The sequence below is a fragment of the Mucilaginibacter sp. genome, assembly GCF_025362475.1.
In the GTDB taxonomy this organism is placed as follows: Bacteria; Bacteroidota; Bacteroidia; order Sphingobacteriales; family Sphingobacteriaceae; genus Mucilaginibacter.
This window is the reverse complement of sequence record NZ_JANYGH010000079.1, coordinates 34449-60411: the sequence shown is the minus strand read 5'-3', so window position 1 is coordinate 60411 and position 25963 is coordinate 34449. Positions and strand designations below refer to the sequence as shown.

Below are 25963 nucleotides of genomic sequence, written 5' to 3'. Positions count from 1 at the left end.
ATTAATTATTATTTATGAAAAAAACTTTACTATTTATAATTCCCCTGTTAAGTATAGGTGTTATTACAAAAGCACAGGATACGTTAAAGAAACAGCGCTTTAATTTTCATTTCCAGCAAACCATTATTACCCAATATAAACCATCATTTGGTGCCGATTATACCGGCAACAATAGTTTGCTCACCAAATCAGAAACACAAAGCTCATTAACCACTACCTTTTTTGGCGCTGCACGCCTTTGGAAAGGGGCCTCGGCCTATTTTAATCCCGAAATGTCTGGTGGATCGGGTCTGAGCAAAACGCTGGGTGTAGCAGGTTTTCCCAATGGCGAAACTTTTAGGGTTGGCGGTTCGGAACCTAAAATTTATATAGCCCGTTTATATTTTACCCAGAATTTTGAATGGGGAAAAGATAAAGACACACTACAGGATGATGCCAACCAATTGGCTGGTTTAAAAAGCAAACGTTATTTTTCCGTTACCGTTGGTAAATTTGGCATGGCCGATTTTTATGACGGTAATGAGTTTAGTCATGACCCAAGGTCGCAGTTCATGAACTGGGCGTTAATGGATAACGGTGCGTGGGATTATCCGGCAAATACCCGCGGCTATGCCATGGGTGTACATACTGAATTGGGTATGCCCAACTGGACATTAAGGTTTGCCTTCACCATGTCGACAACCACAGCCAATGGTGCTATATGGGACGGAAAAATTGGGAAAGCCAATACCCAAACCCTGGAGTATGAAAGGCGTTACACCCTTGGCGGCAACAAAGGGACCGTGAGGGTATTGGGTTTTCGTAACAATGGCAAAATGGGCGATTACAGGCAGGCGCTGGCTATTAATGCGGTTAATCCTGTTGTTGATACCAACCTGGTTTATGGCAAACATAAATATGGTTTCGGCATTAGTGCTGATCAATACCTGAGCAAGGATTTTGGCGTATTTGCCAAAGTAAGCTATAACGATGGCCATACCGAAACCTGGTATTTTACAGAAATAGACCGGTCGCTAAGCTTTGGCGCTGTGCTTAAAGCCAGCTCATGGAAACGTGGTGACGACGAATTAGGACTTGCATTTGTAGCCAATGGCCTCGCCCGGCCACATCGCGATTACCTTGCCGCCGGCGGATATGGTTTTATTATTGGTGATGGAAAACTAAATTACAGTAATGAACTGATAGCCGAACTGTATTATAAGATAAATGCCTATCAAAAGAAATTCTGGCTTTCGCCCGATTATCAGTTTATCCTAAACCCGGCGTACAATAAAGACCGCGGACCGGTAAATGTGTTTTCGCTGAGGGCGCATATTGAATTTTAATTGTAACGGTATTTAAAGTTTGCAAAAGGCTAATACAATATTAAATTTGTTTATGCCTAATACTTATACACAACTATATATTCATTTTGTATTTGCCGCAAAATACAGGATGGCAATAATTCAGCCTGAATGGGAAGAACAATTGCATCGTTACATTACCGGAATAGTTCAAAATAATGGGCACAAATTACTTGCGATAAACTCTGCGACAGATCATTTACATCTTTTTATTGGCCTTAATCCCAGCCAGTCAATATCCGAGTTAATGCGGCTTATTAAAGGAGACAGTTCGGAATTTGTAAACAAACAAGGATTTACCAAGAGAAAGTTTCAATGGCAGGAAGGTTATGGAGCTTTCAGCAATAGTAATTCTCAAATTAATTCAGTTGTTAAATACATCAACAATCAAAAAGAACATCATCGAAAGAAATCATTCAAAGAAGAGTATTTGAATATTTTGAAAGATTATTCGGTTAATTATGATGAAAAATATGTGTTTCGGGATTTGATAGATTGATTGCCCGCATTTTATCAGGTAGCCTCTACGAGGCAAAAGAAACAGCCCTGTTTTTTCTACAAACAGGTTATCCCTACGGGATATATTTGCATGTTAAAAGAATGACACTAAGCGTTTATAGGGTGCATATCCCCACGGGATATTTGTTATGTCAATTGGAAATGTCTTAAATGCCTCGTAAAGGCTACCTGTTTGTAGCCCCCCCAAAATGAATGATTGCTTTGCTCCGTAGGAGCTACCTATCTACCACCTGTTCTTTTAAACAGATTACCCAATCAGCGCCAGCGTTCCAAAATAGATCAGCATACATCCCGAACTTAAAAAATTCATCCGCATGGCATTTTTAAAGTTGGCGTTATCGGTTGATTTACCCACTTTGTAAAACCAATAATTAAAAAATAAAAATATAGGCAGCGCGCATACCAGGAAAAAATAAAAGTTATACATTTTATCCGCGGTATGCCAGTAATAAAACGAGCAGGCAATTCCCAACGCAAATAACGCTCCCGAGAAAATAAACGACCCTTTATAACCCAGCAAAAGGCTAATGGTGTTATCGCCACGGCGGCTATCTTCTTCATGCTGGTAAACCTGTGTTAATGGATATGATGCCCCAATCAAACAAGAACATACTGCCCCGGCTACTATAAAGCTAATATCCCAATGCCTCAATAAGCTTAACCCGCTTAATGCCGAAAAAGTGACATAATAGATAAAAGCGCCCTGGAAAAAGAAAACAGTAAGAAAGCTAATGATAGGGTATTTTTTTAACCGGGTTGCCGGGTGACTATAAAGTTTAGACATGATGCCATAGAGCAGCACCGCGAAAGCAAATTCCCAACTGATTAAAAAACCCAATAAAAAAGCCAAAGCCTCCAGCAAAATGGAAAAATAATAAAGGCTGATATCTACCTGGGGTGGCTTTTCTAAAAGACCGATACTATCTTCATCCTTATCAAAATAGCTGTTATATCCATTACTTGCCGGGAATGCCAAAAAATGCCAGATTAAAAACACCAATATTGCATTAACAGGATCAATAAACGGCACCTGGCTAAAGGCAAACAAATATACCGGCAGCAGGAAGACAGAAAAAACAAAACGCAGGTGTGCAAGTGCCGAAGATGTAGGTATAATTTGATTAATTTTCATTCAATTGATGCATATTAGAAAGATGAAGGCAACGGTGACTGTTTACTAAACGTTATAAACATAAAATAGGATGCTTCATTTCACTAAAGTAAAAATTAGTATTGCATAAATCATTATGTTTGAAAACTACGTTATTATACCATGATTAAAAAAATATATGCAGTCGCGATCTTAGCTTTTTTAGCTATAAACACCTTTGCACAAAGCAAGGTAACACACTCAAATGTCTCTTTTAAAATTAAAAACCTGGGCTTTAATGTAAGCGGTAATTTTGGAGGCGTTAATGCTGATATTCAGTTTAAGCCAACCAACCTTGCGGGTAGCTCAATAGAGGCTTCGGTAGCATCTAATAGTTTAAATACCGATAACGAAAGCCGGGATAGCCACATCAAAAGTGAAGCCTACTTTGATGTAGCCAAATATCCTAAGATCACCGTAAAATCGGTTTCATTTAAACATACAAGCGGAAACAACTATACGGGCAGTTTTAACGTAAGTATTAAAGATAAAACAAAGTTGATAGAAATACCTTTTACGTATACTGAAGCGGGCAATACCGCAATATTTAAAGGGGGATTCCAGGTTTTAAGAACCGACTTTGGCATTGGCGGCCAAAATATTGTGCTATCAAACGAAGCCAATATCCTGGTAGAAACAGAGATTAGCAAATAAAAGGTTTAAAAAAAATTAATGGAGAGTTGCATTAGTGCCATCGGGATAGCAAATCCCCATAACCGTATTGCCCAGGCTGATATTTACCACTTTATGGTGAACGCTTTTGGGTTGGATAATACAAATGCAGCAAGGTTAAAAAGCATTTATGATAATTCGGGTATCGATCATCGGTATTCGGTAATTAAGGATTTTGGCGAAAGCGACCCATCTAATTATACCTTTTTTGATCCGTCAGGAAATTTTGATCCTTTCCCTGACACGCAGAAGCGGCTAAAGTTTTACGAAAACGAAGCGATAGCTATAGCCATTAATGCTGTAAAAAACTGCATTGCGGGCTTTGGAGAAGGTATTTTACAACAGGTAACACACCTGATAACCATAAGCTGTACCGGCATGCATGCGCCAGGCATTGATATCGAGCTGGTAGAAAAGCTTGGCCTTAATCGCGATACAGAACGCACCTGTATCAATTTTATGGGATGCTATGGTGCAATTAACGGTTTAAAAGTTGCCGACTATATTTGCCGGGCCACCCCAGAAGCAAAAGTACTGGTGGTAAGTGTAGAGCTCTGTACGCTGCATTTTCAAAAAGACAATACCCTGGATAATTGGGTTGCCAATTCCCTGTTCTCTGACGGGGCAGCTGCGGTATTGGTTGAAAATACATCACAACGTTTGAGTAAAGGAACACATCTCTCTTTAAAAAATTTCTACTCGGAATTTGTGATCGAAGCCCGCGATGATATGGGCTGGTATGTGGGCAACACCGGTTTTGAAATGAAGCTTACGTCGCGCGTATCTAAACAGATCAAAAAAAACATAAAGGCTTTAACCGGCAGGTTTTTGCAAAAAGCAAAGCTTGATGCCGGGCAGATTACCGCTTATGCGGTACACCCCGGTGGCCGTAAAATATTGGAAGCGGTTGAAGAGGCATTGGAACTTCCCGAAGAAAGTAATGCGTTTGCTTACCAGGTATTGCAGGAATACGGAAACATGTCATCTGCCACTATTCTTTTTGTGTTGCAGAAAATGCTTAAGGCCGGAAACCTGGTAGATCAAAAGATCATGAGCTTTGCTTTTGGACCCGGTTTAACGGTTGAAGGTATGATACTTGAAATGCATTAACCCACATGAGCGACGTATTGATAGTTGGTGGCGGCCTGGCCGGATTATTTAATGCGATATTGCTTAACCGCGCCGGATTAAAGGTTACCCTCATCGAAAAAAAAACCTACCCGATGCACCGGGTATGCGGTGAATATATCTCCAACGAAGTAATTCCCTTTCTCGGCAGCTTAGGTATTGATCTTGATCAGTTGAACGTTTCCCGCATTAACCGGGTGGAAGTTACAGCGGCATCAGGCACCAAATTTTCGCAAAAGCTTGATTTGGGTGGTTTTGGATTGAGTCGTTACACTTTTGATAACTTCCTTTACCATAAAGCGATGGTGGAAGGGGTAAACTTCATGATTGGCACACGGGTGGAGGACATTCATTTTAAAGACAATCATTTCGAGGTTGTTACTCCCGGGGCGGTATTGACTGCCCCGCTGGTTATCGGCTCATTCGGTAAACGATCAAACCTCGACCAAAAACTAAAACGGCCATTTTTTTATAAGCGAAGCCCGTACCTGGCGGTAAAGTTTCATGTAAAAATGGATTTTCCGGATGATCTTATCCAGCTTAATAATTATAAAGATGGCTACTGTGGCGTAAGCAAAACAGATGGCGACAGGTATTGCATGTGTTATATGGCGCACCGGGACGACTTGCGTAAGTATGGCACATTACAGGCTTTAGAGGATAACATAATTCGTAAAAATCCTTATCTGAACGATATTTTTACCAATGCAGAATTTTTGCTGGATAAGCCCGAAGTGATCAATGAGATCTCATTTGAGAAAAAGGCCCCGGTTGATAACCACATCCTGATGAGCGGAGATACTGCCGGGATGATTGCCCCACTTTGCGGCAATGGGATGACTATGGCTATTCACTCGGCTAAGATACTATCAGAGAAAATCATCATCCATTATAAGCCCGGTAAATTTGTTGATAACAACCGGGTAAACCTGGAAGCCGACTATACAGAAAGCTGGAATAAGCAATTTGCACAGCGTTTGTGGGTTGGGCGACAGCTACAACGGTTGTTTGGCAATAACAATACCACAGCGCTTACCCTGCACCTATTGAATGGCCTGCCACCGTTATCCCGTTACCTGATAAGTAAAACCCATGGCAAACCTTTTGCCTGATATAAGTGTATTTACGATATGCCCGATTTATCAATCCGCGTTTTTGATGCCGAGATCATGGATGATCTCCATTTATCATATAATGAAATAGCCCCGGTATTAGAGGGATTAGGTAAAGTAAACTCCTGGTTTGGCGGGCATAATAGTATAATCGACAGCCTCAAAAAATTTCCGGTGCATAATGGTTATTCGGTTAGTGATTGGGGCTGTGGAGGCGGCGATACGCTGATTGCCATTGCCAATTGGGCTAAGCAACAGCAAATTCACCTAAAACTTACAGGTATTGACGCGGCCCCCGCGGCAATCAACTTTGCAGGTAATGCATCAAAAGGTTTTAATAATATCAGCTATGTACAAGCCGATGTAATAAACGATATTCATTTGCTGGGCAAACACGATATTATTATCAGCAGCCTGTTCACCCACCATTTTGATGATGAGCATTGGATACAGATGATCAAAAACATGCATGCATCTGCCGGCAAAGGCATCATTATTACCGATCTGCACCGGCATTGGTTATTATACTACGCAGTTATAGTGATAACCCATGTTTTAACCCGCAACAAAATGGTACGTTATGATGGTCCTTTATCAGTAAAGCGTGCCTTTAAAAAGCACGAATTATTAACCTTGCTTAAAAATGCAGGAATTGATAACTTTAATTTAACATGGAAGTGGCCTTTCCGCTGGCAGTTAGTGATCTATAAATCGTAGCTTTACGCTATGAATTTGCGCGTATTGGTTTTAGTTACCGCAACAGGCGTAGCAATAACGCTGTCGGCAGTAAACTTCTATTTTCAACACAAATGGTACGATGTTATGATCACTTTTACGGCTACCCTTGCCGTAAGCTACATTGTATTTTACTACCTCATAGAAAAGTACATTTACTCGCGTATTAAACTTATTTATAAGCTTATCCATAATTTAAAGTTAGGGCGCGACCTGCGCGATGCCCTTGGCGAGCACGTAACCGCCAACCCGATTGATGATGTTGAGCAGGAAGTAAAAGAATGGGCAAAGCAAAAAAAATCAGAAATTGATGAATTGCGCAAGCAGGAAAAATTTCGCCGGGATTTTTTGTCAAATATATCGCACGAGTTTAAAACACCGCTTTTTGCTATACAGGGGTATATAGAAGCCCTGCAGGATGATGATTTTGATGATCGTGAAATGGCAAGGCAGTTTTTGGAGAAAGCCTCAAAAAATGTTGATCGTTTAAGTTACCTGATTAAGGATCTGGATGAGATCTCCAAGCTGGAATCGGGCGAGATCCCTATAAATTATACCAAATTTAAGATCAATGATCTTATAAAAGAGGTGTTTGAATCATTGGAGATTAAAGGCAAGCAATACAAGATTAAGCTGATCTTTAAACAAAAATATGATGAAGGCATTATTGTATACGCCGACAGGGAAAAAATAAGGCAGGTTTTGGTGAACCTTATAGATAATTCGTTTAAGTACGGCAAAGAGGAAGGCAACACATCAGTAAGCCTGTTTGTACTGCATGACCAGGTTTTGGTTGAAGTTACTGACGATGGAATTGGTATAGAAGAGAAATTTCTGCCGCGCCTGTTTGAACGTTTTTACCGCACCGATACCAGCCGTTCAAGGCAAATTGGTGGTTCGGGTTTGGGGCTGGCTATTGTAAAACATATTATCGAAGCACACCAGCAAACTATTAATGTACGCAGTACCGAGGGGTTGGGATCTACCTTTGGTTTTACTTTGCAAAGAGCAAAACAAACTTTACCTTTCCCAAATATACCAGTGTTAAAAAGTTAACATTAATTTAACATAGCAACCGTACCTTTACCCCAATTTAAAGCAATATGTCACTTAACAGCATTTTCCAGTATTTTGTACCAAAGGATAAAAAAATATTTTTTCCTTTATTTGAGCAAGCGGCCAGCAATGTAGTAACCATGGGTACTATATTGGTTGAAGCGGTTAACTCAAACAACGCCACCACCCGCGAGGAGTTGTTTAAACAGATTGACAAGCTGGAGAACAAAGGGGATGAACTTACACACCAGATATATCTGGAGCTGGGTAAAAACTTCATTACGCCGTTTGATCGTGAGGACATCCATGCTTTAGCTACCGCTATTGATGATGTTGCCGATTATATACAAGGTGCTGCTAACCGCATGAGCCTTTACAGGATAGATGATTTTAATGAGCATATCCGCAAGTTATCTGATCTGATTTTGCAAGCCAGTATTGATTTGGAAAAAGCTGTACGCGAATTAAAGGATTTGCGTAACGTACGTAACATTGCCGATTCATGTATAAGGATAAACAGCGTAGAAAACCAGGCCGATTATGTATTTGACCGCGCCGTGGCAGATTTGTTCCTGTACGAAAAAGATGCTATCAGACTTATAAAATATAAAGAGATACTTGCCGCTCTTGAAACTGCTACAGATATGTGCGAAGATGCGGCCAACGTAATGGAATCAATTTTAGTTAAAAACGCTTAAGCATATCCTAATCATCACTAAATGGTTACTTCCCTACTTGTCGTTGTTGTTGTACTTGCTCTTGTTTTTGATTACACAAACGGTTTTCATGACGCTGCCAACTCCATCGCTACCATAGTATCTACTAAAGTACTTACACCTTTCCAGGCTGTGCTCATGGCAGCGGTGTTTAACTTTGCCGCTTACTTTTTTATAAAGGATCATAAAGTTGCCAATACAGTTTCAAAAATTGTACTGGAACATTATGTAACCATGCATGTAATATTAGCCGGCTTAATTGCCGCTATCTCGTGGAATTTAATTACCTGGTGGTTTGGTATTCCTTCAAGCTCATCACATACACTTATTGGTGGCTTTGCGGGCGCAGGTATGACTAATGCCCTTTACATGGGTGCAAATGCCCTGCATGCTATCGAAATGAAGTATGTGCTTACCATTGTTGCATATATAGTTTTAGCTCCATTTATTGGTTTAATTATAGCATATATAGTAACCATTTTGATATTAAACATCTGTAAAAGGGCAAGGCCTACTACGGCAGAGCGCTGGTTTAAAAGATTACAGTTGGTATCGGCAGCGGCGTTAAGTTTTGCACACGGTGGTAATGATGCGCAAAAGGTAATGGGGATATTATATGTAACCTTAATTGCAGCTAAAATTATTCAGCCGGGCGCAGCAATGCCCGAGTGGATACCATTGGCTTGTTACTCTGCCATTGCAGCCGGAACCATGTCTGGTGGCTGGAAGATTGTTAAAACCATGGGATCAAAGATCACCAAGGTAACTCCACTGGAAGGTGTAAGTGCCGAAACAGCTGGTGCCATTACCCTTTTTATTACCGAAAGATTTGGTATTCCGGTTTCAACAACTCATACTATTACAGGTTCAATTATCGGTGTTGGTTTAACCAAACGTGTTTCTGCAGTACGCTGGGGAGTAACCATTAACCTGGTTTGGGCCTGGATAATTACCATCCCAATCTCTGCCCTGATTGCTGCCGGTGTATTTGCCTTATTAAAAGCGATAGGATAATTTTCCAAATACTTGGAGGCATTTTTGTTACTTTTAGCCACTATGAAAAAAATAATATTATCAATAACTGTTTTATTGTTCTTTATAACACTTAGCAGTTGCGATACGCTGAACCAGGTAGCCCAGGCAGCAGTAACAAACCCAGGGGGCAACCCAACAACACTTGAAATTGGCAATGGCCTTAAACAGGCCCTTGAAATAGGAACCGGTAAAAGCTCAGATAAACTATCGGCAGTGGATGGTTTTTTGAAGAACGCGGAGGTTAAGATACTTTTTCCGCCCCAAGCTCAAAAAGCAGAAAAAACACTTAGAAGTATTGGCTTAGGCAGTCTTTGTGATGATGTGATAACCTCCCTTAATCATGCTGCAGAAGATGCAGCTGTACAGGCAAAACCCATATTTATCAGTGCTATTAAGCAAATGACCTTGCAGGATGTTACCAATATTTTATTGGGTAAAGAAGATGCTGCAACTCAATATTTTAAGCGCACAACAACCTTGCAGTTAGCAGACAAGTTTAAACCTGTTGTACAGTTAAGTTTAAACAAAACAGGTGCTACAAAATACTATACTGATGCAGCCCAGGCCTACAACAAAGTACCATTTGTATCTAAGATTAATCCCGATATCAGCGATTATGTAACCCAAAAAGCTATTGATGGTTTATTTCTGGAGATAGCCAAACAAGAGTTGGATATTCGCCAAAATCTTGGTGCACGCACAACGCCGTTATTGCAAAAGGTATTCGCTTTTGCTGATAAGAAGAAAAACGGTCAATAAAAGTTCAGTAACTCAAACCCAACTACCCGTCGTTGCTTTTTGTCATCCTGAACGCAGTGAAGGATCTATTATTCGCCATGCATCTTCGCACTGTACAGTCTGCGAATAGATCCTTCGTTCCTCAGGATGACAAACCTTTAAAACGTCATTTCACCTTCAGCGTTTCACGAAATTGTTTGCGCTATGACGCGTAAACAAAGAGGCCAATCGCAAAACGATTGGCCTTTCCTTTTATGTTTTTAAAGTCTTCCGCTAATCAGCGGAGAGATTTAGAGGGGCTTCCTATTTTGGTCCGTAGGTTACAACCGGTATTATCATTTCCTCTAACGAGATCCCTCCATGCTGGAAGGTTTCATTATAAAAATTAACAAAGTGGTTATAATTGTTCGGGTAAACAAAATAGCTGTCTTCCTTAGCAAATACAAAGCTTGAACTTAAGTGCAGCTTAGGAAGCATAGCATCATGCGGGTTACGGATGTGGAATACTTCTTTAGCATTATAATTAAGGTTTTTACCTTGTTTATAGCGCAAGTTGGTATTGGTGTTCCTATCGCCCACTATTTTGCTTGGGTTTTTTACGCGGATGGTACCGTGGTCTGTAGTAATAATTACACGCACTTGTTTCTGTGCCAAAAACTTAAGCAAATCAAACAAAGGCGAATGCTCAAACCATGATAAGGTTAGTGAGCGGTAAGCAGCATCATCACTGGCCAGCTCACGAATCATCTGCATATCGGTACGGGCATGTGATAGCATATCAACAAAGTTGTATACAACCACATTCAGCTCGTTATTCATCAGGTTACTTACCGATTCATTCAAGGCCCGGCCTTCATCAATATTAAGTATTTTATGGTAAGAGTATTTACAGTCTCTTTTTAACACCCGTTTTAAATGATCGGCAATAAATTCAGATTCGAAAAGGTTTTTACCACCTTCGTCTTCATCATTTTGCCACATCTGCGGGTATCTTTTTTCCATATCCAAAGGCATCAGGCCGCTAAAAATAGAGTTACGGGCATATTGCGTGGCAGTAGGTAAAATACTGTAATAAGTATCCTCTTCCTCTAACCTGAAATATTCAGAAATTATGGGGTTGATAATCTTAAACTGATCAAACCTCAGGTTATCTATCAGTATAAAAAACAAAGGCCCCTTGCCATCCATTTTAGGGAACACTTTCTTTTTAAACAATTGCGGCGAGCTGGTAGGCGCCGAATCCGGGTTCTTTATCCAGTTTAAATAGTTGCGTTCAATAAACTTGCAAAACTGTGTATTGGCTTCAGCTTTTTGCATAGTCAATATCTCGTGCATACCGGCATCTTCCAGTTTTTCCAGTTCCAGCTCCCAGTAGATGAGTTTTTTGTAAACATCAACCCATTCCTGGTGGCTCAGGTTATCGTTAAGCGTCATGCCCAGCGTACGGAAATCCATTTGGTAAGCCATGGTTGTTTTTTCGGTAACCAGGCGTTTGTTTTCGGTAAGTTTTTTAATGGTAAGCAGGATCTGCTTGGGGTGAACCGGTTTGATAAGGTAATCATCAATTTTTGAACCGATGGCATCCTCCATCAAATATTCTTCCTCGTTTTTAGTGATCAGCACTATAGGCACATCGTTATTAATGTTCTTGATCTGCTGCAGTGTTTCCAGGCCGGTAAGACCAGGCATGTTTTCGTCCAGGAAAACCAGGTCGAAATAGCCGCTCTTAAAAGTATCAACAGCATCGTTGCCATTGGTTACGGTTGTAACCTTGTAGCCTTTTTCGTTTAAGAAAAGTATATGTGGTCGTAGCAGGTCAATTTCGTCATCAGCCCATAAAATGGTTGTATCTTGCATAATATCTGTATTTAAGTAGTCTGAATCAGAATTATTTCTGAACCGGAACTCATCGAATTAAGGAATAAACAGAACTATCTGCTTGCCAAATATTCACCATTAAAGTAAAATTCAAATAATTCTTTAATTCGATGAGTTCCGGTTCAGACGTTTCTGATTCAGACAATAAAACCTCAAAGGGACGGTTTTGTTGTCACTGAGTAAAGGTATTAACAAAATTTAACAAACATCGGGCGCTTATTTTACCTTTGTTTTACATTTTTGCACTTTATTGATCCCATTGAATAAAAAGAAAATAATAAACGATCCGGTTTACGGTTTTATCAGCATCCCAACAGAGCTGATATTCGACCTGATTGAGCATCCTTACTTTCAAAGATTAAGGTACATCAAGCAATTGGGAATGACACACCTGGTATATCCCGGTGCGCTGCATACCCGTTTCCATCATGCGCTGGGTGCAATGTACCTTATGGATATGGCTATTGAAACCTTGCGTACCAAGGGTCACAATATTAGCGATGAGGAAGAGGAAGCGGTTACCATTGCCATATTACTGCATGATATTGGTCATGGTCCGTTCTCGCACGCGTTGGAGCGTACTATTATTGAAGGGATTGATCACGAGGATATCTCATCAATGCTCATGAATAAACTCAATGAGCAATTTGGCGGGCGTTTAACCATGGCTATCAGTATTTTTAATGATACTTTCCCCCGAAGGTTTCTGCATCAAATGGTATCAAGCCAGTTAGATATGGATAGGCTGGATTACCTTAACCGCGACAGTTTTTTTACAGGTGTATCAGAAGGTGTGATCAGCTCAGAGCGGATCATTAAAATGTTGAACGTTAAGGACGATCTTATAGTAGTAGATGCTAAAGGAATTTATTCGATAGAAAAATTCCTGATTGCCCGCAGGCTGATGTACTGGCAGGTTTACCTGCATAAAGCAGTGGTTGCCGGTGAGGAATTACTGGTAAAAATTTTTAAACGCTGCCGTGAGCTTACCTTAAAGGGCGAGGATCTGTTTGCCACACCCGCTTTAAAACATTTTATCAAAGGCCACATCAGCAGGGGTGCTTTCATGAACGAAGATCATCACCTGGATACTTTTGCCGGTTTGGATGATACCGATATTATGGCCGCGGTAAAGGTTTGGGCGGGGCATCATGATTTTATATTATCAACCTTATCACAGAACCTGATACAGCGTAAATTGTATCATGTAGATATCAGCAACAAACGCCCGGATAAGGCCTTTGTAAGTTCGCTCATTAAAAAAGCGATGCAAAAATATAGCGTAAGCGAGCAGGATGCAGGTTACTTTGTTTTCACTACATCCATACGTAATAATGCCTACACTGCCGGCGATGGCAATATTGGCATATTGATGAAGGATGGTCATGTACATGATATTACAACCGCAAGCGATAACTCAAATTTAGAGGCATTAGCTAAAACGGTAAAAAAATATATACTTTGCTATAGTAAGGAGTTAATTGAAGTATCAAGTAGTTAGTATCAAGTATCAAGATTTTGGGGCGCTTCAATGCAGCTGTCTTGATACTAACTACTTGATACTTGATACTCACAATTAATTATTTGCTGCTTTAATTTTAACATTTAAATTTGTCGATGCAATTTACTGCCCAGGATATAAGTTTTCTTCTTAACGGAACTGTTGAAGGTGATCCTTCGGTAACCGTTCATCAACTGTCCAAAATTGAAGAAGGCACTTCAGGCAGTCTTTCTTTTTTGGCCAACCCTAAGTATGAGCAGTACTTATATACTACAAACGCGTCGGTAGTTATTATAAATAATGATCTGCAGCTTACCGGCCCTGTTACCGCTACCCTGATCAGGGTAGAGAATGCTTACAGCTCATTTTCGGTTCTGCTGGAAAAATACAATACCTTCAAACTCAATAAAAAAGGCATCGAACAGCCTTGCTTTATCCACCCATCTGCACAAATTGGTGCCGAGCCCTATATAGGTGCATTTGCCTACATTGGGCTTAACGCAAAAATTGGCGACAATTGTAAAATATATCCCAATGTTAACATTGCTGATAATGTAACCATTGGAAACAACGTTACCTTGTTCTCTGGTGTTACCGTTTATTTTGATTGCGTAATAGGTAATAATGTTGTGGTACACTCGGGCGCGGTGATTGGCAGCGATGGTTTTGGCTTTGCACCCAATCCTGATGGTACTTATACCAAAGTTGCCCAAATCGGTAACGTGATTTTGGAAGATAATGTGGAGGTGGGATCAAACACTACCATTGACAGAGCCACTATGGGGTCAACAGTGATACGCAAGGGCGTAAAGCTGGATAACCTGATACAGATAGCCCATAATGTAGAGATTGGGGCTAATACAGTAATTGCGGCCCAAACAGGCATATCAGGCAGTACTAAGGTTGGCGAAAACGTAATTATGGGCGGCCAGGTGGGTTTAGTTGGTCACATCAGCATAGCAAACCGTACGCAATTTCAGGCTCAATCAGGAGTTAGCCGCTCTATTACCGAGGAAGGTAAAAAATGGGCCGGTACTCCTGCTACATCATACAATGCCAATATGCGGTCAAATGTGGTTATAAACCGCCTGCCCGAGTTGGAGAAAAGAATAAACGAATTAGAAAAAATAATTATCGAATTAAAGAAGGGGCAATAGTTCGGTAAACGTTCACTGGTTCACCGGTTCATTAGTTCATTGGTCTTTTCTGATGGCAATAATGAACTATTCACCAATGAACTAATGAACAATTGAACCAATGAACGCTACAAAAAATGAATGTAAAACAAAGAACCATTAAAACACCTGTTTCGGTTTCGGGCACCGGCCTACATACCGGTCAAAGGGTAACCATGACATTTAACCCTGCACCCGAAAATCACGGCTATAAATTCAGGAGGGTTGATATGCCCGGTTCGCCTATAATTGACGCGGATGTTGATAATGTGACAGATACATCACGTGGTACTACTATTTCACAAAACGGCGCTACGGTAAATACAGTGGAGCACGTACTTGCTGCATTAGTAGGTTTAGAGGTTGATAATGTACTAATTGATATGGATGGGCCCGAAACGCCTATCATGGATGGCAGTTCGATACAGTTTGTTGATGTAATACTGGAAACCGGCCTGGTTGAACAGGAAGCAGACCGCGAATATTACCACATCCCTTATAATATTCATTACTCTGAGCCCGACCGCAAAGTAGAAATGGTGGCCATGCCTTTGGATGATTACCGTTTTACCTGTATGGTTGACTATAACTCGCAGGTGTTGGGAAGTCAGCACGCCAGTATATCAACTATAAGTGAGTTTAAAAAGGAAATTGCATCATGCCGTACCTTTTGCTTCTTACATGAGTTAGAGATGTTGGTTAAGCATGATTTGATTAAAGGGGGCGATCTTAACAACGCTATTGTGGTTGTTGATAAAGAAGTGGACGAAGAAGAGCTTGCCCACCTTGCCAAACTATTTAACCGTAAAGATATTAATGTAGCCCCGCAGGGAATACTTAATAATATTGAATTGCGCCACCAGAATGAGCCTGCAAGGCACAAGCTGCTGGATATGATAGGCGATTTGGCCCTGGTTGGTGTGCCGCTTAAAGGGCACATTATGGCTGCCCGCCCCGGCCATGCTGCTAATGTGGCCTTTGCAAAAAAAATAAAAACATTAATTAAAAAAGAAAAAAGCCGCAAACAGGTTAAGGTGTATGATCCTAATGCCAAGCCGGTATTTGATACGGTTGAAATTATGGGTATGCTACCGCACAGGCAGCCTTTTTTAATGATAGATAAAATATTGGAATTGACCAAAAGCCATGTTGTGGGCATGAAAAATGTAACCATTAACGAGGAGTTTTTTAAAGGTCATTTCCCGGGCGCCCCTATATTTCCGGGTGTGCTGCAAATTGAGGGTATGGTACAAACCGGGGGTATCCTGGTTTTAAATACGGTACCCGATCCTGAAAATTATTTGACCCTGTTTTTGAAGATAGAAAATGCCCGCTTTAAAAGTAAAGTAGTACCTGGCGACACTATTATTTATATTTGCGATCTGCTGGCCCCTATCAGACGAGGTATTGCGACTATGAAGGGCGTAGGTATGGTTGGCGACAGAGTTGTTGTTGAAGCTGAATTAATGGCACAAATTGTAAAAGTAAAAGGAACAGAAGCATGATCCAGCCTTTAGCATATATACACCCACAGGCTAAAATAGCCGATAATGTGGTGATTGAACCTTTTGTTACTATCCATAAAGATGTTGAAATTGGCGAGGGTACCTGGATAGGCTCCAACTCGGTTATCATGGATGGCGCCCGTATAGGGAAAAACTGCCGTATATTTCCGGGAGCCGTAGTATCTGCGCCACCCCAGGATTTGAAATATAAAGGCGAGCAAAGCACTGTTTCTATAGGTGATAATACAACCATTCGTGAGTGTGTAACACTTAACCGTGGTACTGCTTTGGATAAAAATACCACCACCATTGGCAGTAATTGCCTGCTGATGGCATATGTGCACGTAGCGCATGATTGTGTTATCGGCGATAATGTGATTATTGCAAATGCGGTACAATTGGCAGGGCATATCAATATATATGATTACGCCTTTATTGGCGGATCATCAGCCGTTCACCAGTTTGTTGAAATTGGTGCGCATAGCATGATCTCCGGCGGATCGTTGGTACGTAAGGATGTGCCGCCGTTCACCAAAGCTGGTCGGGAGCCATTATCATATGTTGGTATCAACTCGGTTGGTTTGCGCCGCAGAGGGTTTTCTGCTGCTACTATCAATGAAATCCAGGAGATATATCGTATACTGTTCCTCAAAAAATATAATGTAAGTAAGGCCCTTGACATCATCGAAGCCGAGTTTACCCCAAGTGTGGAACGCGATGAAATCATCAACTTCCTGCAAAATTCGCAAAGAGGTATCATGAAGGGTTTTGGGAATAGCTAAATTGTCTGAATCAGAATTTACAGGATTTTTGAATTAACAGAATCCTGTAAATTTGTTCAACATTCTCTATTCTGCGCATTCTATAATTCTGTAAATTCTGATTCAGACTACACATGACCATCACCCTAAATAACATTGGCCGCCGCTTTAACCGCGATTGGATTTTCAGGGGGATACACCATACGTTTACCAGCGGTGAATCATATGCCATACTTGGGCCAAATGGTTCGGGGAAATCTACCTTGCTACAGATTTTAAACGGCAGTCTTTCCCCGTCAATTGGTACTATTGATTTTGCATTTCAGGAAAAACAAATCGAGATTGATCAAGTATTTCAATATTTAAGTCTTGCCGCCCCATACCTGGAGGTAATTGAGGAGTTTACGCTTAGTGAAATGGTTGATTTTCATTTTAAGTTTAAAGCTTACAAAGAGGGGGTTGATAAAAAGCACCTGATCAATTTGCTAAACCTGCCCAAAAGCGAGCATAAGCTTATTAAATATTTTTCATCGGGCATGAAACAGCGCCTTAAGCTGATCCTGGCTTTTTGTGCCGATACCCCAATGTTGATGCTCGATGAGCCAACCTCCAACCTGGATCATCAGGGTGTGGATTGGTATTTAAGCCTGGTTGAACAGTTTGCAACAGGTCGCCTCACTATCATCTGCTCAAACCAGGAACATGAGTATGGTTTTTGTAAACAACGGCTGAGCATATCTGATTACAAGAGTTAGATTTGAGACGGAAGTTAAAATCAGTCTTGTCGAAAATTTTGAGCTATGCTATTCCCTCCACATGCAATTGTCATAATTCAGCAACTTCCGGTCGAAATCTGAAATCTCACAGCTAATATCTCATATCTATTCCCGTATCTTTAGTTACTAAAACAAAAAACTACTTATGATACCAGTAAAAGGATATGCAGCACAATCACCTACTACCGACCTCGCCCCATGGGATTTTGAGCGACGCGAAGTTGGTGCGCATGATGTGCAATTTGATATTTTATTTTGTGGCGTTTGCCATAGTGACCTTCACCAGATAAAGAATGACTGGTTTCCCGGGATATTCCCAATGGTACCGGGACATGAAATTGTTGGTCGGGTGGTTAAAGTTGGCGATCATGTTAAAAAATTTAAAGTTGGCGACCTTGCCGGTACCGGCTGCCTGGTTGATTCATGCAGGATATGTGAAAACTGTAAAGAGGACCTGGAGCAATATTGCTTAAACGGCAGTTCGCAAACCTACAATGGCCTGGAACAGGATCATAAAACACCTACCTACGGCGGTTACTCCAACAGTATTGTTGTTAATGAAGATTTTGTACTTCATATTTCTGATAAACTTGACCTTGCCGCCACCGCGCCATTATTATGCGCAGGTATCACTACTTACTCGCCGCTTAGGCACTGGAAAGTTGGAAAAGGCCATAAACTTGCAGTTTTAGGTTTGGGCGGATTAGGCCACATGGGCGTTAAGTTTGGTGTAGCCTTTGGCGCCGAAGTTACCGTGTTAAGTACTTCGCCAAGCAAGGAAGCAGATGCTAAAGCATTGGGAGCACATCATTTTGTGGTAACCAGCGATCCTAAACAGATTGAAGCCGCTAAAAACTCATTCGATTTTATATTGGATACTGTTTCTGCACCACATGATTTTAACATGTATCTGTCTTTATTAAGAACCAATGGTGTACATATTTGCGTAGGGGTGCCACCAGAACCGGCCAGCATTGAGGCATTCAGTTTATTGGGTGGCCGTAAAAGCCTTGCCGGATCTGGCATTGGAGGCTTAGCCGAAACTCAGGAAATGCTTGATTTTTGCGCCGAACACAACATCGTATCTGATATTGAAATGATTGATATCAAAGATATCAGCACTGCCTATGAACGTATGCAAAAAGGTGATGTACGGTATCGTTTCGTAATTGATATTGCTACGCTGTAGATTTTTGATATTATAGATATATCCTACATGTGATGTATTGATTAAAAAAACTTTTTGTCATCCTGAGGAACGAAGGATCTGCTCCGCTATGCTTCTTCGCTCTGTAGAGCTTGCGAATAGATCCTTCGTTCCTCAGGATGACAAACTTTTTAAAACGGCAATTCTCCTTCAAAGTCCTCAGGATTTTATAATTAATAACGTTTTATAAAAGGCTTACCTATAATCCCTCAGTCCTTATTCCTTGCTCCTTTTATCTTTATTCCTATCCCTAACCACCTGATTATCTCCTCCATAAAAATCTAATCTCTCATATTCCACATCTCATATCTAATTCCTAATTTTGCGCCTCAATATTATTTTATGGCCAAAGCATCAGATGTTAAAAATGGAAATGTGCTTCGCTTTAATGGCGAGTTAGTGCAGGTAGAGGAATTTTTACACCGTACACCAGGTAACTTGCGTGCATTTTACCAGGCTCGTATGCGTAATGTAAAATCAGGAAAACTGGTTGAGTACCGTTTCCGTACCGACGAGGAGGTTGATATTGCCCGTGTTGAAACCAGTGATTATCAATATTTATATGACGAGGGCGATTCATTAGTTGTAATGGATAACACCACTTATGATCAACATAGCATACCTAAAAAATTATTTGGCCCCGCGGTTAAATTCTTGAAAGAAGGCATGAACGTAATAGTAGCTTTTGAAAGCGAAGAACCTATAATGGGTTCTATCCCAGGATCTGCCGAACTGGAAATTACTTATACCGAGCCAGCCGTTAAAGGCGATACCTCAACAGGCGCCCTAAAAAACGCGACAGTTGAAACCGGTGCCGAGATCCGCGTACCATTATTCATCAATATTGGTGATAAGGTTAAGGTTGATACAGCAACCGGCGCATATGTGGAAAGAGTAAAGGGGTAGCCCCCAACCCCCGGAAGGGGGAGTTTTTTGAATAGCATATAAAAAAGGAGGGTTTGTTTTTAACAAACCCTCCTTTTTTTGTCTCTTGGTGTCATGCCGAACTTGAAATAAGCCCTATAAGCTCCCTCTTCAGGGGGCCGGGGGGCCTAAAACTCCAGCTCCAGCAAAACCGGGCAATGGTCCGAGTGTTTGGCTTCGGGTAATATAGCGGCCCTTTTAATGTTATTTTCCAACTCGGTACTTGCCATGGTATAATCAATACGCCAGCCCAGGTTTTTGCCTCTTGCGCCAGCCCTGAAACTCCACCAGGTATAATTATGCGGTTCTTTATTCAAATGGCGGAAGGTATCAATAAAACCGCCTTCGATGAATTTCTCCATCCACTCACGTTCTTCGGGTAAAAAGCCTGATGAGTTGGCGTTTGATTTTGGATTATGGATATCGATGGGGCGGTGGCAAATGTTGTAATCGCCGCATACTACCAGTTTAGGGTGATCTACCTTTAACAGGGTAAGGTATTTGCCAAACTCATCTAAAAAGCGATACTTAAATACCTGACGCTCGTCGCCGCTTGAGCCCGACGGGAAGTATACACTCATTACGGATACTTCATCAAAATCAACCCTGATGCAACGGCCTTCGCGGTCAAAATCTGGTATGCCACAGCCATATTCAATGTGTTTTGGTGTTTGTTTGCAGAAGATAGCGGTACCGCTATACCCCTTTTTTTCGGCCGGGAACCAGTAGTGTTTGTAGCCCAACTGATCTACCAGCCCAAGATCGGTAAGTACATCGGGAGTAGCTTTAATTTCCTGCAGGCAAACTACATCGGCATCGGTAGCCTGTAGCCAGGCCAGCCAGTTTTTGCTTATTGCAGATCGGATACCATTAACGTTATAAGTGATTATTTTCATGCCCCCTAACCCCCTAAAGGGGGAATTTTTGATTTAAATTATTGTAAAATATTTTGTGCGCAATATTAATTATATCTGTAATGATTGAAGAGCCCTATCACAAATATATCGCTCCCCCTTTAGGGGGCTGGGGGGCCTGGGCTCAAAAGCTTGTCCAGCTGCTTGCATTGCTTTTTGCTCAAAACCTCCACGGTCATGGGTACATCTTCCAGCGGACGGTCATTTTTATCTTTCTTCACCGCAGCAATATGATCAACCATGTCAATGCCAGATACTACTTCGCCATAAACGGTATAACCATGATCTAATTGGGCGGTGCCGCCTACTGTTTTATAGTATTCACGCTGCCAGGCCGGTATTTTATATCCTTTTAAACGGCCGTTTTCCAGCGAATCCATTTTAGCGTCGCTAAGGCGTTTGCCCTCTACGATGTAAAACTGGCACCCGCTTGATGCTTTTTTAGGATTATCATCACGGGCTGCTGCAAGTACCCCACGCTTATGGAACAAACTATCTCTAAACTCGGCTGGTACCGTGTAGCCAACATCTCCATTGCCCAATTCGGCTCCGGGTTTTGCTTTATTGGGATCTTTAGAGTCGGGGTCGCCTCCCTGGATCATGAAATTCTGGATCACCCTGTGAAATAACACGCCATTATAAAACCCTTTTTTTGCAAGCTTTATAAAGTTATCACGGTGTAAAGGGGTTTCATTGTACAAGCGGATGATGACACTGCCGTAACCGGTACTGATGCGTACATATTGGTTTTTAGGTGGCTTGGCAAAGGCTGTGGCTGTAATGGTAAGTAATAACAGTGTTATTGTAAAAAGCTTTTTCATTGGCTGAAGCAGAGTTTTTTGAAATTCAGGAAACGTACATCATGTTACCTGATCCAAGTTTTTTCGAATGTATGAATTTATAGAAATTTAAGGAACAGGAAATTTAACCAACTTCACCCCCGATTCAAACCTGGCAGTTAAACTACGCCCTGTTCCTCAAAATAACTAATTATTAATGATTTCAAGAGCATTTCCTGCTCAAGCAACGTGTAGTTGGGGATAACTTTTATCAGTTTCCAATGCGGCCAGCCATCCTGATCAAGTCCTTCCAGTTCATAAAATCCCATCATGCTCATCAGCTTGCAATTGGCTATATGCATCAGCTCTTCCTTTTGGCGTTTGCTAAACTTTCGCGGTCCCTGGCCAAGTTCCTGCACACCAATTAAAAACAGTATTACCTTTATATCGGGTTTTTCGTTATCAAAATCTTCAGCAATGCGTTCCTGCAGTGCAGTCCACTTTAAATTAATTTCAGCAGGTTTCATATGGGCAAAGATAGGGTTAGTTCATGGTTGATACTTCATGGATCATGGCGAAATGTTAATAACATGATGTAAACACATAAAGCTACTGTAAACTAATACCTATAAACATCCTGATAGTTAATGAGTGATGGCCCAATAATCACGACTTAGGCTGCCTTGGTCCATGAACTATCCACTACCAACTTATCACAATTGTTACAATGTTGCATTAATTATGTGGTTTTATTGCTTATTTTTGTGCCGCACCTTAAAAAAGGTTGTAAGTGTGAAGAAAAATAAATCAAATATTATTTATTCGTGGCTGTTGCTCATCTGCTTTATTGCAGGTCAGTATATGGTTTATTCGCACCAGCACCAGCTTATAAAAGGCATCTCCAAAACAGAACTGGTAACAAACAGCCATCCGCAGCAAACCGTGAAGGAGAAATGCGATATGTGCGATGCCATGCACCACAATTTTGCAGTAATTGATACCCCTTTATATGCAACTCCACAACTTGCAGTAATGCATGTTTTTAAACCTTGCGACTATGATTTTGTAAGCATGTCGCTTGTGCTTGCAGCCGGCAGGGCTCCTCCTGTAATTTCGTAACAAATCTATTCTGTTAGAATTTTTTACAAACTGAGCCGTTTTAAAGGCGGTATTTATTGATCCACAATTTATTCGTTATGAAATTAAAGCTAATTAGCTTCTTAATATTGCTGTTTATAGGTTTTACTTATTTGGCACATGCTACCACTATAACTACTAAAAATACGCCGGAAGATGTTATCGGAACCCTATCGGGCATTATTACCGATAAAGCCGATGGCAAGCCTATTATAGGTGCTACAATCACTATTCCCGATCTGCGAAAAGGTGCAATCACCGATGCAAACGGTAAGTACATTTTTAACAACATACCTAAAGGCATTTACCTTGTGCAGGTAAGTTACATTGGTTATTCAACGCTCAACCAAAGGGTTGATTTTTCCAAAACCACGGTATTTGATGTAAAATTGCAAACTTCATCTGTTGAGGCCGGCGAGGTTATAATTACCGGTGTAAGTAAAGCCACCGAAATAAAGCGTAGCCCTGTGCCTATGTTAGCCGTGGGGAAAACTTATTTAGAACAGCGCGCTGCTTCTGGTAATATTATTGATCAGATAGCTACCCTGCCGGGTGTAAGCGCCGTTACCACCGGGCCAAACGTATCAAAACCTTTTATCCATGGCCTTGGTTATAACCGGGTGATCACGCTGATGGATGGTATCCGCCAGGAAGGGCAGCAATGGGGCGATGAGCACGGTATTGAGGTAGATCAAAATTCTGTTGATCGTGTTGAAGTAATTAAAGGGCCCGCCAGTTTAACCTATGGCTCTGATGCTATTGGTGGAGTTGTTAACTTAATATCACCGTCACCCGTTCCCGATGGTACAATAGCAGGTTCTGTACAGGGCATTTATGGCACTAACCAGGGTTTGTTGAACGGATCATTCAGGCTTCAGGGCAATCAAAATGGTTTTGTTTGGGGAACTGTAGTATCTGCCAAAGAAGGAAAAAATTATCAGAACCAGCATGATGGCCGTGTTTACGGTACCAACTACAAAGAAAAAGACGCCCGTATTATGTTAGGGTTAAATAAATCATGGGGTACGTCATATTTGCATGCATCTGTTTTTGATGATGAGCAATCTATACCCGATGGTAGCCGCGATTCAATTACCCGCCAGTTTACCCGACAGATTACAGAGGACGATGCCTCCCGGCCTATCGTTCCGCAATCAGTGTTAAACTCGTATACTATCCCTACGCTGCACCAGCATGTGCAGCTTTACCGCATCTATAACAATAGTAACTTTAGATTGGGCGATGGAAACCTGGTTGTAAACCTGGGTTATCAATACAGTCACAGGCGCGAGTATACCCATCCCGAAGCTGGTGATGTTGCCGGGTTAAACCTTCATTTAACTACTTATACCTATGATGTTAAATACAATTTCAGTATCGGCAATGATTATGAAACCACTTTTGGCATTAATGGGCAGTATCAAAATAATACTATCGGCGATGCTACAGATTTTCCAATCCCGGCCTATCACCAGTTTGATGTAGGTCCGTTTTTTGTAGTGAAGAAAAGCTACGGAAAGCTTGATCTGTCATTAGGTGCAAGGTATGATAACCGGTCATTTAGCAGTAGTGCTGCCTATGTTGATAGTTTGGGCAGCAACGGATTTCCTCAATTATACACAGGAGCAAATCCAACCACCACACTAAATGTTAGCAACCAGTTTGAAGCCTTTAGCAAAACCTTCAGGGGCGCATCGGGTAGCTTTGGAGCCACCTACAACGTGTCTGACGCGTTCCTGGTAAAAGGTAATATTTCAAGGGGCTTCAGGGCGCCAAGTATTGCCGAAATCTCGGCCAACGGACCAGACCCGGGTTCGCAGATCTATCACATCGGTGATAAAAACTTTAAACCCGAATTCAGTGTACAGGAAGACCTTGGCACCTTTTTAACACTCCCGAATATATCGGCCAGTGTGGAGGTGTTTAATAACGATATCTCCAACTACATTTACCAGCAGCAGGTTTTAAATCCTGATGGAAGCCCGGTTTATACACAAGGTTATACCACATTTACTTATGTGCAAAGTAAAGCGCGTATTTACGGTGGCGAGGTGAATGTAGATTTGCACCCTATACCATGGCTGCATTTTGAAAACGCGTTAAGTTTAACTTATGGCGAAAATAAGGGCAACGGCGGCCCGGTGGCCGACAGCTTAAAATACCTGCCGTTTATACCCCCGTTGCACACCCACTCTGAACTGCGCGGAACATTTAACGGTGGCTTTGGCGACTTTAAAAGCTTGTATGTTTTTGTAGGCTTTGATCACTACAGTGCCCAAAACCGTTATTTTGCAGCTTACGGTACCGAGACTGCTACGCCTGGTTATAACCTGTTAAGCGCCGGCTTTGGTGGTAACATTGTAAACAAAGCAGGGCAACCGGTAATTAAATTATTTATTGAAGGTACCAACCTTGCAAATGTTAACTATCAATCAAACATGAGCCGGTTAAAATATTTTGATAACGCAACAGTGCCTGCGGGCGTACGTCCGGGCATATTTAACATGGGCCGTAATATCAGCTTTAAAATTGTGGTGCCGTTTGGATTTAATACGGGTAAGAAATCATAAGATAAATTCCTTTAGTTAAGAAAGTCCTGCCGGTTATCGTCGGCAGGACTTTCTTATTGGTTTAAGTATTTTTGAGTATTTTTGAATGATCTTCTACTATGTCATTGCGAGGAGGAACGACGAAGCAACCGCGAACTGTGCACGTCCGCGATATAAAGTCCGCGATTGCCACGCTGCGCTCGCAATGACATGGTAGCTTAATTAAAAATGTTACCGTGCAGCTAATCATTCCATCTATATCAAATTTACCCAACGCTGCCAAAGCTATTATTGAGCATGCGGCAAACAGTAGGATCTTTCTTTTTTATGGCGATATGGGTGCGGGTAAAACCACACTTATTAAAGAACTATGCAAGGGCTTAGGCACAACGGATACGGTGACCAGTCCTACATTTTCTATTGTTAACGAGTACCATACTACAAAAGGTAAAATATATCATTTTGATTTTTATCGGCTTAAGGACCAAACCGAAGCCCTTGATATGGGTTATGAAGAATACTTTTATGACGGTGCTTATTGTTTTATTGAGTGGCCCGAGAAAATACCAGACCTGCTGCCACAGCATTACTCCAACATTAATCTAAAGGTTTTGGATGATGGAGCGAGGCAGATAGACATTGAAATTATTTAG

At 41.3% G+C, this 25963-nt stretch carries 25 protein-coding genes; 20 read left to right on the top strand and 5 right to left on the bottom strand.

Features of this window, described 5'->3' with window-relative positions:
* Positions 1-14 precede the first annotated feature (14 nt).
* Both Q0R88_RS26735 and tnpA read left to right on the top strand, forming a co-directional pair.
* The gene (locus Q0R88_RS26735) at positions 15-1325 is read left to right on the top strand and encodes a carbohydrate porin (RefSeq protein WP_295721817.1); all 1311 of its coding nucleotides are present in this window, start codon (positions 15-17) and stop codon (positions 1323-1325) included.
* Between the two features lie 52 nt (positions 1326-1377).
* Positions 1378-1842, top strand: a complete 465-nt coding sequence (gene tnpA / locus Q0R88_RS26730) for an IS200/IS605 family transposase (RefSeq protein ID WP_295721815.1) — start codon at positions 1378-1380, stop codon at positions 1840-1842.
* Positions 1843-2109: 267 nt separating this feature from the next.
* Here the strand turns inward: tnpA and Q0R88_RS26725 are convergent, their stop codons facing one another.
* Positions 2110-2994, bottom strand: coding sequence for a UbiA family prenyltransferase (locus tag Q0R88_RS26725; RefSeq protein ID WP_295721813.1), 885 nt, complete (start codon positions 2992-2994; stop codon positions 2110-2112).
* A gap of 141 nt (positions 2995-3135) precedes the next feature.
* On the opposite strand from Q0R88_RS26725, the gene Q0R88_RS26720 reads away from it, so the two are divergent.
* Genes Q0R88_RS26720 through Q0R88_RS26685 form a run of 8 tightly spaced genes read left to right on the top strand, consistent with a single transcriptional unit; the run spans position 3136 to position 10225 of the window.
* Positions 3136-3666 carry a YceI family protein gene (locus tag Q0R88_RS26720; RefSeq protein WP_295721810.1) on the top strand — a complete coding sequence of 177 codons (531 nt, stop codon included), beginning with the start codon at positions 3136-3138 and terminating at the stop codon, positions 3664-3666.
* A gap of 18 nt (positions 3667-3684) precedes the next feature.
* Complete coding sequence (locus Q0R88_RS26715; protein ID WP_295721808.1) at positions 3685-4794, top strand: type III polyketide synthase; 1110 nt, start codon at positions 3685-3687, stop codon at positions 4792-4794.
* Between the two features lie 5 nt (positions 4795-4799).
* Positions 4800-5924 carry an NAD(P)/FAD-dependent oxidoreductase gene (locus Q0R88_RS26710; RefSeq protein ID WP_295721806.1) on the top strand — a complete coding sequence of 375 codons (1125 nt, stop codon included), beginning with the start codon at positions 4800-4802 and terminating at the stop codon, positions 5922-5924.
* Between the two features lie 18 nt (positions 5925-5942).
* Positions 5943-6641 carry a methyltransferase domain-containing protein gene (locus Q0R88_RS26705; protein WP_295721804.1) on the top strand — a complete coding sequence of 233 codons (699 nt, stop codon included), beginning with the start codon at positions 5943-5945 and terminating at the stop codon, positions 6639-6641.
* Positions 6642-6650: 9 nt separating this feature from the next.
* Positions 6651-7715 (top strand): ATP-binding protein, encoded by a 1065-nt coding sequence (locus tag Q0R88_RS26700; RefSeq protein ID WP_295721802.1) that lies wholly within the window; start codon positions 6651-6653, stop codon positions 7713-7715.
* A gap of 47 nt (positions 7716-7762) precedes the next feature.
* The gene (locus Q0R88_RS26695; RefSeq protein ID WP_295721800.1) at positions 7763-8413 is read left to right on the top strand and encodes a DUF47 family protein; all 651 of its coding nucleotides are present in this window, start codon (positions 7763-7765) and stop codon (positions 8411-8413) included.
* Between the two features lie 21 nt (positions 8414-8434).
* A complete protein-coding gene (locus Q0R88_RS26690; RefSeq protein WP_295721798.1) occupies positions 8435-9445 on the top strand; it encodes an inorganic phosphate transporter in 1011 nt (336 codons plus the stop codon).
* Positions 9446-9487: 42 nt separating this feature from the next.
* On the top strand, positions 9488-10225 hold the full coding sequence (locus Q0R88_RS26685) for a DUF4197 domain-containing protein (RefSeq protein WP_295721796.1): 738 nt from the start codon (positions 9488-9490) through the stop codon (positions 10223-10225).
* Between the two features lie 282 nt (positions 10226-10507).
* Here Q0R88_RS26685 and Q0R88_RS26680 read toward each other — a convergent pair whose 3' ends face one another.
* On the bottom strand, positions 10508-12061 hold the full coding sequence (locus Q0R88_RS26680; protein WP_295721794.1) for a bifunctional response regulator/alkaline phosphatase family protein: 1554 nt from the start codon (positions 12059-12061) through the stop codon (positions 10508-10510).
* A 280-nt stretch (positions 12062-12341) separates the two neighbouring features.
* Here Q0R88_RS26680 and Q0R88_RS26675 point away from each other — a divergent pair, with 280 nt between their 5' ends.
* The 7 genes from Q0R88_RS26675 (at position 12342) to efp (ending at position 19913) form a co-directional block, all read left to right on the top strand.
* Complete coding sequence (locus tag Q0R88_RS26675; RefSeq protein WP_295721792.1) at positions 12342-13583, top strand: HD domain-containing protein; 1242 nt, start codon at positions 12342-12344, stop codon at positions 13581-13583.
* 116 nt (positions 13584-13699) lie between these two features.
* Positions 13700-14740 carry a UDP-3-O-(3-hydroxymyristoyl)glucosamine N-acyltransferase gene (gene lpxD / locus Q0R88_RS26670; RefSeq protein WP_295721790.1) on the top strand — a complete coding sequence of 347 codons (1041 nt, stop codon included), beginning with the start codon at positions 13700-13702 and terminating at the stop codon, positions 14738-14740.
* A gap of 116 nt (positions 14741-14856) precedes the next feature.
* Positions 14857-16263, top strand: coding sequence for a bifunctional UDP-3-O-[3-hydroxymyristoyl] N-acetylglucosamine deacetylase/3-hydroxyacyl-ACP dehydratase (locus tag Q0R88_RS26665; RefSeq protein WP_295721788.1), 1407 nt, complete (start codon positions 14857-14859; stop codon positions 16261-16263).
* Positions 16260-17045 carry an acyl-ACP--UDP-N-acetylglucosamine O-acyltransferase gene (gene lpxA / locus Q0R88_RS26660; RefSeq protein ID WP_295721786.1) on the top strand — a complete coding sequence of 262 codons (786 nt, stop codon included), beginning with the start codon at positions 16260-16262 and terminating at the stop codon, positions 17043-17045. Before Q0R88_RS26665 ends, lpxA begins: the two co-directional genes overlap by 4 nt.
* 113 nt (positions 17046-17158) lie before the next feature.
* The gene (locus Q0R88_RS26655; protein ID WP_295721784.1) at positions 17159-17779 is read left to right on the top strand and encodes an ATP-binding cassette domain-containing protein; all 621 of its coding nucleotides are present in this window, start codon (positions 17159-17161) and stop codon (positions 17777-17779) included.
* Positions 17780-17945: 166 nt separating this feature from the next.
* The gene (locus Q0R88_RS26650) at positions 17946-18989 is read left to right on the top strand and encodes an NAD(P)-dependent alcohol dehydrogenase (RefSeq protein ID WP_295721782.1); all 1044 of its coding nucleotides are present in this window, start codon (positions 17946-17948) and stop codon (positions 18987-18989) included.
* Between the two features lie 360 nt (positions 18990-19349).
* Positions 19350-19913 carry an elongation factor P gene (efp, locus tag Q0R88_RS26645; RefSeq protein ID WP_295721780.1) on the top strand — a complete coding sequence of 188 codons (564 nt, stop codon included), beginning with the start codon at positions 19350-19352 and terminating at the stop codon, positions 19911-19913.
* Between the two features lie 146 nt (positions 19914-20059).
* Here the strand turns inward: efp and Q0R88_RS26640 are convergent, their stop codons facing one another.
* From Q0R88_RS26640 to Q0R88_RS26630, 3 genes are all read right to left on the bottom strand, one after another.
* On the bottom strand, positions 20060-20827 hold the full coding sequence (locus Q0R88_RS26640) for an exodeoxyribonuclease III (RefSeq protein ID WP_295721778.1): 768 nt from the start codon (positions 20825-20827) through the stop codon (positions 20060-20062).
* 119 nt (positions 20828-20946) lie between these two features.
* Complete coding sequence (locus Q0R88_RS26635) at positions 20947-21666, bottom strand: peptidylprolyl isomerase (protein WP_295721775.1); 720 nt, start codon at positions 21664-21666, stop codon at positions 20947-20949.
* A 137-nt stretch (positions 21667-21803) separates the two neighbouring features.
* Positions 21804-22151 (bottom strand): hypothetical protein, encoded by a 348-nt coding sequence (locus Q0R88_RS26630; protein WP_295721774.1) that lies wholly within the window; start codon positions 22149-22151, stop codon positions 21804-21806.
* A gap of 265 nt (positions 22152-22416) precedes the next feature.
* Here Q0R88_RS26630 and Q0R88_RS26625 point away from each other — a divergent pair, with 265 nt between their 5' ends.
* The 3 genes from Q0R88_RS26625 to tsaE all read left to right on the top strand — a co-directional run bounded on the left by Q0R88_RS26625 (position 22417) and on the right by tsaE (position 25963).
* A complete protein-coding gene (locus tag Q0R88_RS26625) occupies positions 22417-22743 on the top strand; it encodes a hypothetical protein (protein ID WP_295721772.1) in 327 nt (108 codons plus the stop codon).
* Between the two features lie 77 nt (positions 22744-22820).
* Positions 22821-25331, top strand: a complete 2511-nt coding sequence (locus tag Q0R88_RS26620; RefSeq protein ID WP_295721769.1) for a TonB-dependent receptor — start codon at positions 22821-22823, stop codon at positions 25329-25331.
* A gap of 215 nt (positions 25332-25546) precedes the next feature.
* Positions 25547-25963, top strand: coding sequence for a tRNA (adenosine(37)-N6)-threonylcarbamoyltransferase complex ATPase subunit type 1 TsaE (gene tsaE / locus Q0R88_RS26615; RefSeq protein WP_295721767.1), 417 nt, complete (start codon positions 25547-25549; stop codon positions 25961-25963).